We start from the raw sequence: 16,330 nt of genomic DNA on the forward strand, positions 1-16,330 counted from the left end.
GTCTTCTTTTTGTTCGTAGATCTAACGGAGATTATAAGCCAGGCTTATCTTCCTGACATCTGCTCTTCCTGTCTCTTGATCATCTGACGAACCATCTCGCCACCGATTGAACCTGACTGAGCTGATGTTAAATCTCCATTGTAGCCATCCTTAAGATCAACACCGATCTCCTTGGCTACCTCCATCTTGAACTTGTTCATAGCACTCTTTGCCTCTGGAACACTTGTCTTGTTAGAGTTTGAACTTGCCATAACCCTGTACCTCCATATTGAAATAATTATTTAAGACTTTCGTCTTGTTAGTATTATTAACAATACGGCTTATGTTATAATGGCAATTTCTGTTATATGCCATGAACTTTTTATCTGAAAATCACTTTTCTCTTAATACTTCATTGGCTCCTCTTCGCCATTCATGACTCTGAGTGCGCCCTGAGCAAGTGCAAGAAGCTCATCCTCTCCTGCATATACTGTAAATGGAGCGATAAATCCTGCTCTCTTCTCAAGCTCTTCGCATGTGTGCTTTGAATATGCGATTCCACCTGTGAGGATGATCTGATCAACCTTTCCTCTGAGAACTGTTGCCATACCACCTATATCCTTGGCAACCTGCTGATAGAATGCATCCTGAACAAGCTTTGCATGCTCATCGCCCTCATTGACAAGCTTCTCAAGATCTCTTGCATCGTTGCTTCCGATGTAAGCGTTGAAGCCGCCCTTTCCAACGAGCTTCTTCATAACCTCAGCCTGTGTATACTCGCCTGAGAAGCACATCTTTACAAGTGCTCCTGAAGGAACGCCACCTGCTCTCTCTGGTGAGAATGCACCGTCACCGTCAAGTGCGTTGTATACATCTACTACCTTACCGTGATCATGGGCACCAACTGATACACCGCCACCCATATGTACTACGATGAGGTTCAGGTCTGTGTACTTCTTGCCAACTTCCTTTGCATATCTCTTGGCTACTGCCTTCTGGTTGAGTGCATGGAACACGCTTATTCTTGGAAGCTCAGGTACTCCTGAAAGTCTTGATGATGGCATAAGCTCATCAACAACGACCGGATCTACGATGTATGAAGGGACTCCGAGCTCATCACCGATCTCTCTTGCGAGGATACCACCAAGGTTTGATGCATGCTGGCCCTGCTTACCGATCTTAAGATCCTCAAGAAGGTCATCGCTTACTGCGTATGTACCGCCTGGGATTGGCTTGAGCATTCCACCACGTCCTACACATACATCAAGTGTCTTGATGTCAAAGTTCTTCTCAGCAAGGACATCAAGAATAACCTTCTTTCTGAAGTCCTTCTGATCTACTATCATATTGAAGCCTGCAAGCTCCTCTGTTGTATGTCTGAGTGTCTCCTCAAACAGAAGTGTCTCGTCCTCGAACACACCGATCTTTGTCGATGTTGAACCTGGGTTTATTATAAGAATCTTATATGACATTTTTTAAACCTCCAAATGTTTTTTATGTATGGCTTATTTGTTTGCCTTAAGTGACTCTGCAACAACTGCTGCAAGTGCTATTGAGTTGAGCTTAACCTCAAATGTATCTGATCTTGATGTAAGGATTACAGGAGCATCTGTACCTGTTATGATACATCCGTTCTTACACTTTGTTGTATGAACAAGTGTCTTGTATACAAGGTTACCTGCATGTATGTCTGGGAACAGAAGGATATCGGCATCTCCAACGATCTTTCTGTCTGTAGCTCCCTTATGGATAGCTGCCTCTGGCTCGATCGCAAGATCCATTGAAAGAGGTCCGTCAACGATACAGCCTGTGATCTCACCGTTCTCGTTCATCTTTGTGAGCTCAGCAGCCTCTACTGTTACAGGCATCTTAGGATTTACAACCTCTACTGCTGCAAGTGGAGCAACCTTTGGACAAGGTATTCCGCACGCATGAGCAACCTCTACAGAGTTCTCTATGATCGACTTCTTCTCCTCAAGTGAAGGATAAGTCATGAACGCAACATCTGTAAGGTACAGGAGTCTGTCAATACCAGGGATCTCAAATACACATACATGTGAAAGTGGCTTACCATTTCTGAGACCAACCTCTTTGTTGAGGACACTCTTCAGGAAATCCTTTGTTGAGAGAAGTCCCTTCATATACATGTCAGCCTTATGATCATGAACAAGTTTCACTGCCTTAAGTGAAGCCTCTATATCATCTGGCTCATTTACGATCTCATAACCTGTAAGATCCATACCGATCTGATCTGCGACCTCTCTGATCTTTGCCTCGTCACCCACAAGTATAGCATCTGCGATTCCCTTCTCCTTTGCTGCCTTTACAGCCTCAAGAATAGGCGCATCCTGTGCTACTGCAACTGAAACTGTCTTTCTGCTGCACTGTGAAACCTTTGCCAATAAATCATCAAAACTTTTACTCATCTTTCGCACCTCACGTGATATTTATTATTTATACAAGTCCATTTTGTATGTTATCACTTATAAATCTAAAGGTCAACCACATTGTCCCATGTTATTATTACTGTCATTTTGATTCTCCGGTAAATTTTTTCCTGTAAAATACGATTCCCGCAACCGAAACTACGGCAAAGCACATAAGCAGTATAACCTTCGAAACAGGATACCGATCTCCGGTGTCCGGCGTATCAGGAGTATTTGGCGTGTCGGGTGATGGATGTTCTTTTATTTTATGATTTGTTATGATCACCGGATCATCCATGGTATATTCACTTTTTGATGTGTCTATCTGAATTTTTTTGTCTGTTTTTTCGTACCCCTCCGGGGCAGCTAACTCCTCTATGCTATACGTGCCTCTGGAAAGTCCGTAAAATACAGCCTGTCCATTTTCTTCCGATTCAGCTTTTGCGATCAGAGCACCCCGGTCATCATATATGCCAAACACAGCCCCGGCAAGCGGACTGCCATCCTCCTGATCCGTCTTGAGTATATGCACCATGCCATAGTGATTTTTGACATTTATCACCGGTGGCTCATCTGCACTCTCCGGCACGCTCACCGGTATAGAATTTACCCCCGGGTCGGCAATATAACCCTTGGGAGTTCTGGTCTCCTTTATATAATACTCTCCCGGCTCGAGTCCGGTGAATTCTACACTGCCGGCTTTGTCAGTCTTTTTTGTCATGAGCTTTTCATGATCAGATGCCCTGTACAATGTGAACTCCGCATCCGCAAGAGGTGTCTCCAGAATATCATCCGTCTTGTGGACACTTATGCTCCCTCTGATCTTCTCTTTTTCTTTTGTATAAACTGTCTGTGAAGCAAGGTTCACATCCTCATGTGAAGCTACGACCTCGCCATCATAATCCTCATCCGTAAGCACCTCATAGCAGACAAGAGCCGAACCACTTATGCTGTCAGCCGAAAAACTGAAATTCACATCCACAGTCATCTCCTCTGCATCTGCGGTAAAACATTTATCTGACGTTGATCCATCTGCCCCAAGCGGTCTGCCCGACTCCTGTGAGACAACGCTTCCGCTCAGTTTATATCTGTGCCCGATATCCAGCCCTTTCATACTCACCGTGTCCGTGATATCTGCAGTTTCCGCATCCGGATCAATGAACTTCGATCCGTCTTCACTGTTCTTCGCCACAGATTCTATCTTCGGCATCCTCTCATCAACTATGTCCCCAAGATCAAACACGCACTCATCTGAATCTATTTTGAATTTTATCGGAGCAATGCTCTTATACTTTCCCCTATTTGCATCACAACGAAGCTCTGTCAATGTGTACTCTCCATACGGCAGTGATCCTTTGGTCTTGTCCGGCTTTCCATCCCCAAACCAGATATCATCCGTAGAACTGGAGTATTCGCCATTGGCATCAGTTGTTATCTCCGCAGACTGGGTGCCATCGGAGTTCTCGACGAGGAATCTCACATTTGCGATCGCTGTCCCATCCTCGGCATCCGCTTTTTTGAATTTGAAGTCACCTCTTACGACATGGTTCCCGACCACAAGCTCGTAGCCATTTACCAGACGAACAGTGTCGCCATCCTGTTCTATTCTGTCCAGATATATTCCATCTGAACTATCCTTTATAATATTGCCATCCTTTGCGCTTTTAAATATTGAATTCACAAGCGTGTACCCTTCTGGGGCTTTTGTCTCCTGAACCGTGATTGTTCCCGTCTGCAAAACCACATCCTCAAGGCCGCACTTACCGCTGTCATCCGTCTTAAGCGTCCAGCTCTGATTCGGCTTCTCTGGGAGCTCGTCCACGGAATTATAAAAATTCCTGTAATAATTGACTGTAAACTCAGCCCCTGACAAGACAGCATCTCCCTGAGATTTATCTCCCGTCTCCGCATCCTGTTTGTATATGCTCAGATCAATCTTGCCTGAGATCACCTTGTCCCAAGTCTCCCAGCTTATTTCAAGCTCCGTGGATGTACTGACCTCCTTGCCATCCACGGACAGGAATTCTCCTTCTTCGTTTATAACGAGCTGTGCCACAGCACTGTTTCTCTCATAGTTGTACGGAGCCCTTTCCTCATATATCCTGTATGTTCCGAACGGCATATCTGTGATCTCATAGGTTCCAAGTCCGCCATATTCTGACATCACAACTATACCATGTCCATTCTCATCAGTCTCTATCTGAGCCACCAGAGTGCGCAGACTCTGTGTGCCGTTTTTCACTTCCATCTCAATATTGTACAGAGCTTCTCCCACACCGACGCCGGAATCTCTGTCGGTCTTGTGCAGACTGAACTTTCCAAGAACAGGCTTCTCTCCCGTCCATTCAATATCCATAGAAATACTGCTTGAAGCTACCGTTCCAAATAACAACTGCTGGTCATCATCTACCTGAGTGGAATCTACAGTATACACTGTAACTCCAGGGATCCCTTTACCAGACTTTACTGTGCCCGTTCCCTTATAAGCCTTCTCAGCACTGAAAAAGAATCTGTCGCCTCCCATTATAGTTACCTTACCTGTCTTGTGGATGGTGAACTCCTTTTCTCCGCTTTTCCTGATATGGAGCCATGTATCCGCCGGTACCGAGATCCTCACTCCATTCTCAGCATCTGCCTTACACCTCATTATCCTGGTTCTTCTTCTCTTCTCACCAGTCTTCTTATCCACATAACCGGTATAATCCTTAAGACTTACATAATTACCGTAATTCTCTTTGCTTCCATCATCTATTATCTCTATATCTGCCTGATCTCCCTGAAGGACGATCTCATCTCGCTTTGTCTCCGATATGTATTTATAGAATTCGTCTATAACGTCAAAATACTGTCCATGTCTTATATAATTCAAAGTCAGTGTCATGATGAGCTGTCTGTGATCTGCGGACACCCCCTTAAAACCAGACCACGCATATTCACTTCCCGGTCCATACAGAAACGCTTTCTGAAGCAGTCTGTTATTTGTCACGGAAAATGCCACCTTGTCCGTGCTCTTAACTTCATTTTTCTTATGATCGCCGCAGTATGCCCTGTACTCTACACCATCCTTATGCACCGTGTAATGCCTCGTGTATGGCATCTCATTGTAAAACACCACATCGCCGCTTAGGATGCAGTCCACATCTTCATAACTTATCTCATATCCGGCCATAGCCGCAATTCCATCCGTTGAGGTGGCCATAACATCAGTATGCCTGCTTTTCTCCCCGGCATACAATTCGTCAGCACTTGACCTTGTACTGAACCTATGATAAAAAACCACACCGGCCACACATACGGCCATAAGAACAGCCAGCAGAATCTTATATACATACAATCTTTTCATAATCTCTTCCTTTCTGTTTAAGTTTCAGCCCATTCATAACCGTATCCGGTAAGAGCCGTCTTCATGAATCTGTTTAGCTGTTTTATGTGCACAAAAAAAGCTTACGTGCATTAAAAAGCACGCAAGCTTCATTGTCAATAGAATGGCAAACATTCCTCAACAAAGCGAATTTCCACTGAAAATCACCCGTTTTTTACATGGTCTGTATATTTTGATCTCATTTGTAAATTGGAATTTAACCCTCTGGATAATTAAGTCTGCTGTCATCTATATCATACAGAACCTGTGACAGGAATTTCTCTGCAAGATAGTTCGCCATACCGAGATTCATATCCAGGTAATTGCCGCACTCTCTTGGATTTGCTCCAGGGATCGGATCGTGATAATGTCTTATGAATTCGAACATTGATATCATAAGCTCCACTATATCCTTCGACTCATAATCGCCTGCGAGTATGAGATAAAATCCCGTCCTGCAGCCCATAGGTCCAAAGTATATGACCCTGTCCTTATACTCTTCATTATTTCTCAAGAATGTCGCACCGAGATGCTCTATGGTATGAACCTCCGCAGTGTTCATAACCGGCTCATAATTCGGCTTTGTCATCCTTATGTCAAATGTTGTGAGGATCTGATCCCCAGCCTTATCCTTTCTCGACACATAAATGCCCGGATTCAGGAGAAGATGATTTATCTGAAAACTTGCTATCTTATCCATGTCTACTTCACCTCATATCTCTTTATTATCTCTGTCATCATGTTTACACTGTTCTCTATAGCCTTTGCCGCAAATGTAGGATAATCCATCTCTGCACTGTCATCAGCCTTGTCCGATATGGCCCGGACAACAAGGTACGGAACCTTATTCAGCACTGCAACATGTCCTATGGCCGCGCCCTCCATCTCTGCACATCTTCCACCAAATGTCTCCACAAGCCATTTCTTCTTGTCCTTGCTCCAGATAAACTGATCGCCGCTCACCACTCTTCCAGTGAACACCTTGACTCCTATATTTGCTGCATCCACTGAGTCCTGTGCTATCTTAAGCAGCTCATCGCTGGTCTTGAACACGCTCAGCTCTGTATCAGGGATCACACCCGGCTCATATCCAAGGGCGGATACATCCATATCGTGCTCCACGGTATCCGTAGCCAGAACGATGTCTCCTATATCTATGTCAGCATCCAGTGATCCGGCTATTCCGGTGTTGATGATAGCTGACACTCCATACATGTCGATCAGCGACTGGGTACACATGGCCGCATTGACCTTGCCGACACCGCACTTTACGACCACGACATCCGTTCCTTCTATCTGTCCTTTGTAGAAGCTCATGCCACACTTGTCTGTGACCTGGAGCCCATCTATCATCTCTTTCAGTCTTGCGACTTCCTCGTCCATCGCACCTATGATTCCAAGCATCTCTTATACCTCCATTATCCATTGCTACCTGTCAACTATACTACAACATTCGGAATATGTATATCCTCTTCATAAAAGGAACCTGTCTCCTAAAGCTCCTGAACAGCACCCGAAGTTCTCCCATACGCTGTACATATTCGTCCCCGGACACCTCGCCGCCATAGCTTATGCCTTCCATATATGCCGCAAGGTCCTCAGTCTCCGCCGGATCTGCGCCCTTACAGAAATATTCAAGCTGCTGCCTGTGATTTCCCGCCTTCGAAAAATCATCCGACGCAAGTCTTGCATAATCACACATATACCTATAGTAAGCTATCACATTTCCAGTCTTATCTCTCCTGTGATAACCCACAAAACGAACTATCTTCCTGACTGCTATACGTCCCACAAACAAGAGCACTGCAAATGCTATACATCCCGCCAGAACATATATTATCCACACGGCATTTCCAAGTGAAAATGCTGTGCCGGTCGTATCTGTTCCGGTATCTCCGCTGTCATCACCTACTAGCCATCTTCCAAATCTGGACCAAAAATCATCCTGGGTCTCATCCTCATCTTCACTCGACGGAGGTGTCAGCTCCACGACCTGCCATCTGCCACGTATGAACGCCTCTATCCACGCATGAGCTCCGCCATCGTCCACATACACCTGAACAACAGCCGTTCTTCCAAGCTCTGATGAGCCTGAATAATAATCATCGTAACTGAACTGTTCTTCATCGAGCATTGTTCCGTCAAGGACCTCGGTGTAATCCACGGCATACCCCTCCACATATCTTGTGGGTATCCCCATGTATCTCAGGATCAGCGCCCCCGCAGTGGCATAATTGGCACACAGGCCCTTCTTCGTGGTATCAAGGAAATAATTGACATAATCCTCATCCCTCGGCGTGGCTCCCGGATGCAGTGTGTACGGATAATTCTCCAGGAAGTATATATACACCTTCTGCAGCACATTATCCACACTGTCTTTTTCCGTGATTCCTGCGCTCTCACAGAATCTTCGTATTGAATCCATATTCTCCTCTGGAATCTCAAGATACTTGTCATCCACCGATGGCATAACCGGCTCAGCCAGAGCGGATGGACTGTACTCCACACTGTACAATGAATCGCCCTCTTTGTAAGTATTCATGGCTTCTATATCAGTGTAGTAAGGGTAATATTTTAGATCTCCGGCGCCATCTATGTTCTGTATATCCATTCGTCCTCTGGCATGTCCTTCAGAATTGACCGGTGACGGATAGTCGCCATCCTTATCTCTGTCCCAATGATCCCAGCTATACTCATCACCAACGAACGCTTTCAGATAGATCCTGTTTGTGCTATATGGTGCAAATGTGATTACCAGATCCGTCTGTCCATCAAGTGTGACATCCGACACGCCTCCAAGCTTTCCATTCGCCAGTCCTCCGGTATTCGCCGAATTCCTTAGGGATTCAAATCCATACATGATGAGGTTTCCAAGCGGGCCTTCGATCTTGTTCTTCGCCGAGCTATCACGATACCTGTACAGATAAGTCTGCTGCGGCTTGACAAGGATAACCGCACTTCCCACCAATATACATACAGCCGCCACACCGGCCGCAAGCTGCAGAGACGCCCTGTCACTATGCCTGTAACTGAATCTTCGCTTCTTCTCATCATATTCAAACGTACTGTCCTTGTCAGTTATACGGAAGTGACCATTTCCCTTAAGGCAGATAACTCCCAAAAGTCCTGTGGATACCATGAACATGTAAATAACATCCGGCTCAAGCCTGAAAAACAATGGTAATATAAACACAGGAAGTGAAAACCACACTGCCCAGAACACACTCATATTCGTGTTAAGGAAAATGTTGAGGATTATTATCTCTACACAGCCTATAGCGATGGCTGCCACAGGAACAGTGAGCGCCCTGTTGGACAAAGTCTCGGAGAATACCTTAACCTCCTGGGCTCCATAATAATCAGTCACATGATCCAGAAACTCATTTACGATAGCATAAAATCCACTGTTTATATAACGTCTGAGGAGCATGATGAACAGGACAAAAGCGACAAGAAATATGACATATCCCACATCTCTCACCCACACCTTGCCTGATTTGAACAGACCACAGAAGTACATGGCCAGCAGCGCATACGCCAGAAATATAACAGGAACACCGTACGCCATATCTATACACGACAAAAAGCCGCACATTGAACCGCCTATGATAAATATCTCCAGCAGGCATTTTGCAGCAATACCTCTGCTGTCCGATTTTCTTCTGCGCAGCTTTCCTTTTCTGTAATCCGCGCCTTCTCTGCCTCCATCTGTGATCTCCGGATCGTTGAGCAGCCTTACACCTTCACAGAATTCTACCGCTTTCCTGTCTTCAGTTTTCTTTTTTCTACCAAAGATTCTACCCAATTATGTATCCTTTCACACGATCTCCATATGTAAACACTACATTGCCATCCGCTCTCATATCGCCGGAAACAACTATGATCCTTCTGTCAGAATCCAGATTCTTCTCAAGCATCGATAACCCATAGCCAAAATCTGCATACGCCTGCTCATAAAAGATCTTCTCCATCCATTCAGCGAGATCATCCCTGCTGTCTATCGAAGTCCTGACTATATCGCCCTGCGCGCCGCTCCAGTAATAGAATGTAAACGGCAGTTGTTCATCCAACAGACTTACAGCCATGCCGTAGGCGGATTTCAGTACATCATTCAATATATGTGTCTCATCATCGGCAAGCTCTACCAATATCATGAGCTGGCTTGACGACATGCTCTCTCTGTCCTTTACCATCAGCACGTCTTTTTTTGCTGACAGCTTCCAATGTATATTCTGAAGCTTATCCCCCGGCTGGTATTCTCTCACATCCACAACCTCGGAGAAATCATGACCTTTTTTCCGGCTCTCCTCAGCCTCGTTCATCCCCTGTGAAACCGCGGTCATATCCGCCTCCACATCAACCTTTCCGGAAGGGAAAACCTTGTACTCTTTTACCGAGTTGCATTTGCTCTTTATCCTCACAAATCCAAGCCAGTCAGTAACACATATTCTGTCCGCTTTCACCTCCAGTGCACCTACATACGACTGGGCTATCTGGTAGTCCACCACATTCGCACTGCGCGAATATGCAGGTATGCACAGCGTATGCCTGCCATTTGTATGGAAAAGATCATTCTCCATGCTTATCTCTATCTCTGTGTTCATATTCGGAATAATGCTGCTGTTGTCGAGCACAACCGATACGAGAAATGGCGAGTCCACCGTAAGGTTCTGCTCCCCGCCGCCAAACTTTACAGTCAAATGCCTTGAAAGCACAAAGGTGCATACTATTGACACGACCGGCAGAACTATCATCAGTATCATAACTATGAAATTAAAATATGAATGCACAAAAAGAAGGATCAACAGATTTATAACAAACACGAGAATGTATTTGAATACATGCCATGCGTACTTCATCCGCTGATCCTCCTTTACTTATATCTCTTATGTTCTCAGTTCTAAGTCCTTGGAACCTTAACCTGACTTCTCACTTCATCCAGAGCCTCTGCGACAGTCATTCCATTAGCTCTGGCACGGGCTGCAAGCTTTACCCTGTGCCCAAGCACGTCGTTGAACACCTCTGCTATGTCTCCCGGCACAACATATTCTCTTCCAGAGAGCACCGCCATTGCTCTGCTCATCCGCAGAAGTGCATTTGCGCCTCGCGGACTTGCTCCCATCGAGAAGAGCTCACTCTCCCTGGTAGCCTCAACCAGAGTCACTATGTAATCAAATATTGAATCATGCACACTCAAAGTTCTCGCCTTATCCTGAAGACCTATCAGTTCATCTCTCGTCACTATTCTCTCTACACTGTCCATAGGTACAAATTCCTGACCTTTAAGTATCTGCACTGCAGCCTCGTGGGATGGGTATCCCATGGAAAGTCTCACCATGAATCTGTCAAGCTGGGACTCCGGAAGCATCTGCGTTCCCGACGAACCAACCGGATTCTGGGTTGCCATGACCGTGAAAGGCTGTGGAAGTTCCCTTGTAACAGCATCGACTGTCACATGTTTTTCCTCCATGATCTCAAGGAGTGCCGACTGAGTCTTAGGCGATGTTCGGTTTATCTCATCCGCAAGGAACAGATTACAGAACGCTGAACCCTCTCTGTACTCAAACTCACCGCTTTTTGCATTGTACATGGAAAATCCCATTATGTCACTCGGCAGAACATCCGGTGTAAACTGGACTCTGTTATATTTCATATCCAGAGTTCTGGCAAATGCCGTTGCAAGAGTGGTCTTGCCCACACCCGGGATATCCTCAAGCAGTATATGTCCACCCGCAAGTATGGCAGCATAGACCTTGATTATTATATCTCTTTTTCCCTTTACGACCTTCTCTACCTCATCAACGACCCGGTTCTCTATATCTGTCATACGCCGTCCTTTCTCTTAGCTCTGGTTAACTCTCTTCACCTCTGATATGAACTTATCCTGTGGCAATGGTCTTGAGAAATAATAGCCCTGAATGTAATCCACTCCAAGATTGCTGAACTCCCTGAGGGATTCCTCCGTCTCCACGCCTTCCACTACGATCTTCATATTCATATCCTTAACCATGCTTATGGTGTTCTTGACAACCTTCATCATCTTGTCATCTGTGTCTATATCCGCAAATGTCTTGTCCAGCTTAACTATCGCAAACGGCATGGATGCTATCCTCTTCATATTGGAATAACCTGTTCCAAAATCGTCAAGTGAGAATGCAATACCATAATCTGTGAGACTGTTGATATTGTCCATCATTGTCGTCTGAGCATAGGCAGCCGCAGTCTCAGTAATCTCAAGATTTATCTGCTCATTGCTGACTCCGTAACGCTCCATCACCGCCCGCACGTCTTCTGATAACTCACTGCTCATGCACTGGATGACCGACAGATTCACCTCAACATATTCCAGTCCGAGATTCTTGAATTTCTCTCCAGCTATGAAACGGCACACCTCTTCAAGAACGAACTTACCTATCTTATGGATCATTCCATTCTCCTCCGCAGCAGGGATAAATATCTCCGGCGAAATGTATCCATACATATCATCATTTAATCTCAGAAGTGCCTCAGCACTGTTATACTTTCCAGAATCTATGCTGTATATCGGCTGATAGTAAACCTCAAACCTGTTCTCGGCAAATGCCTTATCAAGTATCATGCCCATGTCCCGCATCAGATCATATCTTTCCTTGTTATAGATATCTCTGGCATAGAGAACACGGCCTGTATACTCGTGCTCAGCAAGCTCACCGCCAAACCGCATCACACTGTCAACATCCTCTATATCCTGAGGACATCTGGTGATACATATTATCGGCAATAGATTTATAAACATATCATTATACTTATATCCCTTCTTCAGCTTCTCGTTTATCCGCTCCGCAAAATCCTCAGCCTGATCCTTGATACGCTGGTTCATGACACATCTGAACATTCCGGTTCCCAGATAATACCACTCAACATCATATCCGTATGGTCTGCTCCACTCTAAAAAGTCTTCAGAGATCTCCCTGAGCAGCTTATGATATTCCTCAACTCCCAGAATCCCGCGAAGAGTCTTGTCATTCTCCATAGTTATCATAACTACCGTTATATCAAGGCCATTATCCAGAGAATTTCTCACGTCGTCCATGTATCTTGTGATCTTGTTCAGGCCCGTGGCACTGCTTATAATCTGCTCCGGACTCTGTATCAGCAACGCAACGAACAGTAATCCAATCGCATTTGCAAACATCTCAATCGGAATATCCGGGTTAAACATCTGAAATACGGCCGCAACAACAACCAATGGGAATATCGCTATGGTTGATACAAATCTTCCTCTTGTAAGTCTCCTGTGATATCTCGTAACAACCATGAAGCCCAGAATCATATAAAATATTCCGGCAGCATACAGAAATGTCATGAAAAACTCTCTTCTGTACTCTCCCTGTCCGCCTATACTGAATACACACGGAGTGAAAAAATTAACTCCGAGCATGATCATGCACAGCAACGTTGGAAGTGCCAGTATGAAACTCTTCACTTTACCTCTGAATATATGTATGGCATCCACTATGTTCACCACATAAGCGGCATACATAGCCGATGAAACGACATGGAAAAAGAGATATCCCGTATGGAATATGTATTGGGTGACTACATGCCTTTCACCCATATTGTCAAATGCGATGGCGCCTATATCAAACGCTGTGGCAACCATTGCAATGGTCAGAACAAATTGAAACTGCCTGTTTAATTTGCCTCTGGTCATCTTCTTCATGATGACTGAGACCATGATAAGAGTAAACACGCAGAATGCCGCGTAATCAAAGTATAGTACTTTGCTCATATTATCCTCCTATGTCCAACTCCTCCACCTATAAAATAATATAACAAATATTTCTAGGTCTTTCAACGCATTATATCCGGGCGGTCTGTTATCACTGCATCTACGCCCAGTCTGCACATACGTCTCATCCAGTGTGGATCATTCACAGTCCACACATATACCGGTATGTGCTTGCGCTTCATTCTCTTCACAAATTTCTTCGTGCAGAGAAGATAATTCGGCGATATAAAATCCGCTTTACACCGTCTCATTCTTCTCTCAGGAAAATACTCATTCAATCTGACACCGAGCTTAGCCTTTTTCTTACCGACGAGCAGTCCGGTCTTTATCCTCGGGTCTATGGCCTTCACATTGTACGACACTTTGTCCTTGAAGGATTTTATCGAGAACTCACCGTATCCAAATCTCCCCTTGACAAGATCTATGACACGCCTCTCGTATCCGCTCTCCTTTAATTCTATATCAAGACATATCTTTCCGCTGCAGAGTTCCAGGACTTCGTCAAGCGTAGGCACTCTGTAGCCTTCTTTTGATGCAATATCGTTGATCCTGTTGTATGTCATATCTCCTATCTTTCTGCCGTCTATAGTTCCATCATGAAATACTATGAGTATATTATCACTGGTTTTCCTCACATCGAACTCCGCCATATCCGCCTTCAGATCTATAGCTATCTGAAACGCTTCAAGTGTATTCTCATGAGGCGCAAGGGCACTCGCTCCTCTGTGTGCTATCACCATAGTCTCTCTATTCATGCAAATATACATCTCCATTCTGATCAATATTTAAATCATATATATCATCTATCGGTATCTCGGTTCTGTCTTCCATAACTATCTTTTTCCCATATACGTCAACATTGCGTATATATCCCGACACATGTTCGTATCTTCCACCAGCTTTTCTGTCATCCTTTACAAAATACTCTATACTCACACATTTTTTGTCTGCATTATGCATTATATTCAACAGTTTCTGATCAAGAACCATTTTCTGACTCTCATCCAGCTCCAACTTCTCATCGGTGAGCCTTGCAGTCTCCGCTATGGCTGCTCCATGTCCTGTGAGTGCGGCAAATGGGGCAAACTGTGCTGCTCTGTCATGGATAGACATGTGCGGATGAACAGAGGACACGTGATGTGTAAGCTGTATTATGTCATCGTAATTATCTTCCATAAGCCCCTCCTAAGCCTTGTGACCGCCTATCTGTCCGTTCCTCTCTATCGTCGTACCGCCCTCCTCAAGATTCATTCCCTTAAGGACTGCATTTTTGCCAAATTTCTTCTTGAGCTCTATCATCGCTTTCTGCATGCTCTGCTCCCGCTTCATATCCTGCTGCTTTTTCTCCGTCTCTGCTGCCCCGTCTCCAAAATCATCAAACAGACTGAGCTGCCTTGCTGACTGTTTCTCATGTGCCGCAGTATTCGATATGATATTGTTCGCCGTGACATATATCCTTCTGACATACAATAAAGGATCTACGATCTCTTCAAACAATCCGGTCACCGCATCCATGATGACCTGTGTAGATGATGTATACTCTCCAAGATTCACCGTTCCATGGGCACTTTTCGGTATCTTTCTCCCATACATATCTGTCTGTATCTCTCCGGAAAATTTCGCTCCCGCAGCGTTCTTTTTGAGATTATCTATATCATACCCCACTGTTATGACCATCTGATCTGTCTTGACATTCTTATCCACAAGATCCAGCACGAGCAGATCCGTCATCTCACGGATAATAAGTCTGGCTTTTTCATATTCGTATGGGCATGACAACACCTGTCCTGAACCTATGCTGTTCCTCTCCGGCTTGTAAGCCTTGATATCTGCAATGGTACAAGGCTCCCAGCCCCATGCATGATCTATGAGCAGCTCTGCATTTATACCAAATAATCTGTACAGCAGATCTTCGTTGTAATACTCATCGTCATGTCCCAGTGAGCATCTGGCGATATCCCCCATTGTATAAAGTCCATGACTCTCAAGTTTTCTCGCATATCCTTTTCCCACCCTCCAGAAATCTGTGAGCGGTCTGTGATTCCACAGCTTCTGTCTGTACGACATTTCATCAAGACTTGCTATCCTGACTCCATCCTTATCCGGGGCTATATGCTTTGCCTCAACATCCATCGCTATCTTACACAGGTAGAGGTTCGTTCCTATCCCTGCTGTTGCTGTTATACCGGTCTGTGCAAGCACATCCTGTATGATCGTCATGGCAAGATCGTGCGGACTCATCTTATATATCCCAAGATAATCCGTCACATCCATGAACACCTCATCTATGGAATACACATGCATATCCTCTGGTGCTACATACTTCAGATAGATGTTATATATATCCGTACTGTACTTCATGTAATATGCCATACGTGGCGGAGCGGCTATATACGAAACCGCAAATTCATTATGCTCCGCAAGCTCATTGGAATCGCAGCTCTCCCCGGAAAAGTTTCCACCGGGTGAAAGTGTTCTCCTGCTGGCATTGACCTCCTTAAGCCTCTGCACCACCTCGAACAGTCTGGCTCTTCCAGGTATACCATAGCTCTTCAGCGACGGGGAAACAGCAAGACATATGGTCTTCTCTGTTCTCGACGCATCTGCCACTACCAGATTGGTGGTCAGTGGATCAAGTCCGCGCTCAACACATTCAACCGATGCAAAGAAGGATTTCAGATCTATCGCAATATACGTTCTATCTTTCTTATCCCTATCCACAGCCAATCCCCCTGTCACTTCTTGCTCAGTCTTAATCTTCTCTTTCTGATGCTTATGTGCCTTGGGTCACAT

The 16,330-nt window shown here is 45.0% G+C and carries 13 protein-coding genes; all 13 read right to left on the minus strand.

The window, feature by feature from the left end; translation table 11 throughout:
* Positions 1-44: 44 nt before the first annotated feature.
* Positions 45-251: an alpha/beta-type small acid-soluble spore protein gene (locus ABUA31_RS02035; RefSeq protein WP_015534165.1), complete on the minus strand. Its 207-nt coding sequence runs from the start codon at positions 249-251 to the stop codon at positions 45-47.
* Positions 252-383: 132 nt separating this feature from the next.
* Positions 384-1,451 (minus strand): butyrate kinase, encoded by a 1,068-nt coding sequence (gene buk, locus ABUA31_RS02040; RefSeq protein ID WP_015534166.1) that lies wholly within the window; start codon positions 1,449-1,451, stop codon positions 384-386.
* A 33-nt stretch (positions 1,452-1,484) separates the two neighbouring features.
* Positions 1,485-2,405 (minus strand): phosphate butyryltransferase, encoded by a 921-nt coding sequence (gene ptb / locus ABUA31_RS02045; RefSeq protein WP_022216032.1) that lies wholly within the window; start codon positions 2,403-2,405, stop codon positions 1,485-1,487.
* A gap of 103 nt (positions 2,406-2,508) precedes the next feature.
* Positions 2,509-5,748: a SpaA isopeptide-forming pilin-related protein gene (locus tag ABUA31_RS02050; RefSeq protein ID WP_349818407.1), complete on the minus strand. Its 3,240-nt coding sequence runs from the start codon at positions 5,746-5,748 to the stop codon at positions 2,509-2,511.
* A gap of 235 nt (positions 5,749-5,983) precedes the next feature.
* Positions 5,984-6,466: an S-ribosylhomocysteine lyase gene (locus ABUA31_RS02055; RefSeq protein ID WP_015534167.1), complete on the minus strand. Its 483-nt coding sequence runs from the start codon at positions 6,464-6,466 to the stop codon at positions 5,984-5,986.
* A gap of 2 nt (positions 6,467-6,468) precedes the next feature.
* Positions 6,469-7,170 carry a 5'-methylthioadenosine/adenosylhomocysteine nucleosidase gene (locus ABUA31_RS02060; protein ID WP_022216034.1) on the minus strand — a complete coding sequence of 234 codons (702 nt, stop codon included), beginning with the start codon at positions 7,168-7,170 and terminating at the stop codon, positions 6,469-6,471.
* A gap of 40 nt (positions 7,171-7,210) precedes the next feature.
* Complete coding sequence (locus ABUA31_RS02065) at positions 7,211-9,571, minus strand: transglutaminase-like domain-containing protein (RefSeq protein ID WP_349092605.1); 2,361 nt, start codon at positions 9,569-9,571, stop codon at positions 7,211-7,213.
* On the minus strand, positions 9,564-10,625 hold the full coding sequence (locus ABUA31_RS02070; protein WP_055144170.1) for a DUF58 domain-containing protein: 1,062 nt from the start codon (positions 10,623-10,625) through the stop codon (positions 9,564-9,566). The genes ABUA31_RS02065 and ABUA31_RS02070 overlap by 8 nt, the downstream gene beginning before the upstream one ends.
* A 41-nt stretch (positions 10,626-10,666) precedes the next feature.
* A complete protein-coding gene (locus ABUA31_RS02075) occupies positions 10,667-11,593 on the minus strand; it encodes an AAA family ATPase (RefSeq protein ID WP_022216037.1) in 927 nt (308 codons plus the stop codon).
* A 15-nt stretch (positions 11,594-11,608) separates the two neighbouring features.
* Positions 11,609-13,537 (minus strand): EAL domain-containing protein, encoded by a 1,929-nt coding sequence (locus tag ABUA31_RS02080; protein WP_349092604.1) that lies wholly within the window; start codon positions 13,535-13,537, stop codon positions 11,609-11,611.
* A 62-nt stretch (positions 13,538-13,599) separates the two neighbouring features.
* Complete coding sequence (locus ABUA31_RS02085) at positions 13,600-14,292, minus strand: glycerophosphodiester phosphodiesterase (RefSeq protein ID WP_055222819.1); 693 nt, start codon at positions 14,290-14,292, stop codon at positions 13,600-13,602.
* Complete coding sequence (locus ABUA31_RS02090) at positions 14,285-14,713, minus strand: YolD-like family protein (RefSeq protein ID WP_055222821.1); 429 nt, start codon at positions 14,711-14,713, stop codon at positions 14,285-14,287. Before ABUA31_RS02090 ends, ABUA31_RS02085 begins: the two co-directional genes overlap by 8 nt.
* A 9-nt stretch (positions 14,714-14,722) precedes the next feature.
* Complete coding sequence (locus ABUA31_RS02095; protein ID WP_055222823.1) at positions 14,723-16,258, minus strand: Y-family DNA polymerase; 1,536 nt, start codon at positions 16,256-16,258, stop codon at positions 14,723-14,725.
* Between the last annotated feature and the right edge of the window lie 72 nt (positions 16,259-16,330).

It is taken from the genome of Coprococcus sp. RTP31081st1_H1_RTP31081_211007, assembly GCF_040227275.1.
Taxonomy (GTDB): Bacteria; Bacillota; Clostridia; order Lachnospirales; family Lachnospiraceae; genus Coprococcus; species Coprococcus aceti.

What these genes read in the sequence shown, in the direction of transcription:
- ABUA31_RS02035 (WP_015534165.1), bottom strand. Translation starts at nt 251, where the DNA reads ATGGCAAGTTCAAACTCTAACAAGACAAGTGTTCCAGAGGCAAAGAGT.
- buk (WP_015534166.1), bottom strand. Translation starts at nt 1,451, where the DNA reads ATGTCATATAAGATTCTTATAATAAACCCAGGTTCAACATCGACAAAG.
- ptb (WP_022216032.1), bottom strand. Translation starts at nt 2,405, where the DNA reads ATGAGTAAAAGTTTTGATGATTTATTGGCAAAGGTTTCACAGTGCAGC.
- ABUA31_RS02050 (WP_349818407.1), bottom strand. Translation starts at nt 5,748, where the DNA reads ATGAAAAGATTGTATGTATATAAGATTCTGCTGGCTGTTCTTATGGCC.
- ABUA31_RS02055 (WP_015534167.1), bottom strand. Translation starts at nt 6,466, where the DNA reads ATGGATAAGATAGCAAGTTTTCAGATAAATCATCTTCTCCTGAATCCG.
- ABUA31_RS02060 (WP_022216034.1), bottom strand. Translation starts at nt 7,170, where the DNA reads ATGCTTGGAATCATAGGTGCGATGGACGAGGAAGTCGCAAGACTGAAA.
- ABUA31_RS02070 (WP_055144170.1), bottom strand. Translation starts at nt 10,625, where the DNA reads ATGAAGTACGCATGGCATGTATTCAAATACATTCTCGTGTTTGTTATA.
- ABUA31_RS02075 (WP_022216037.1), bottom strand. Translation starts at nt 11,593, where the DNA reads ATGACAGATATAGAGAACCGGGTCGTTGATGAGGTAGAGAAGGTCGTA.
- ABUA31_RS02080 (WP_349092604.1), bottom strand. Translation starts at nt 13,537, where the DNA reads ATGAGCAAAGTACTATACTTTGATTACGCGGCATTCTGCGTGTTTACT.
- ABUA31_RS02085 (WP_055222819.1), bottom strand. Translation starts at nt 14,292, where the DNA reads ATGAATAGAGAGACTATGGTGATAGCACACAGAGGAGCGAGTGCCCTT.
- ABUA31_RS02090 (WP_055222821.1), bottom strand. Translation starts at nt 14,713, where the DNA reads ATGGAAGATAATTACGATGACATAATACAGCTTACACATCACGTGTCC.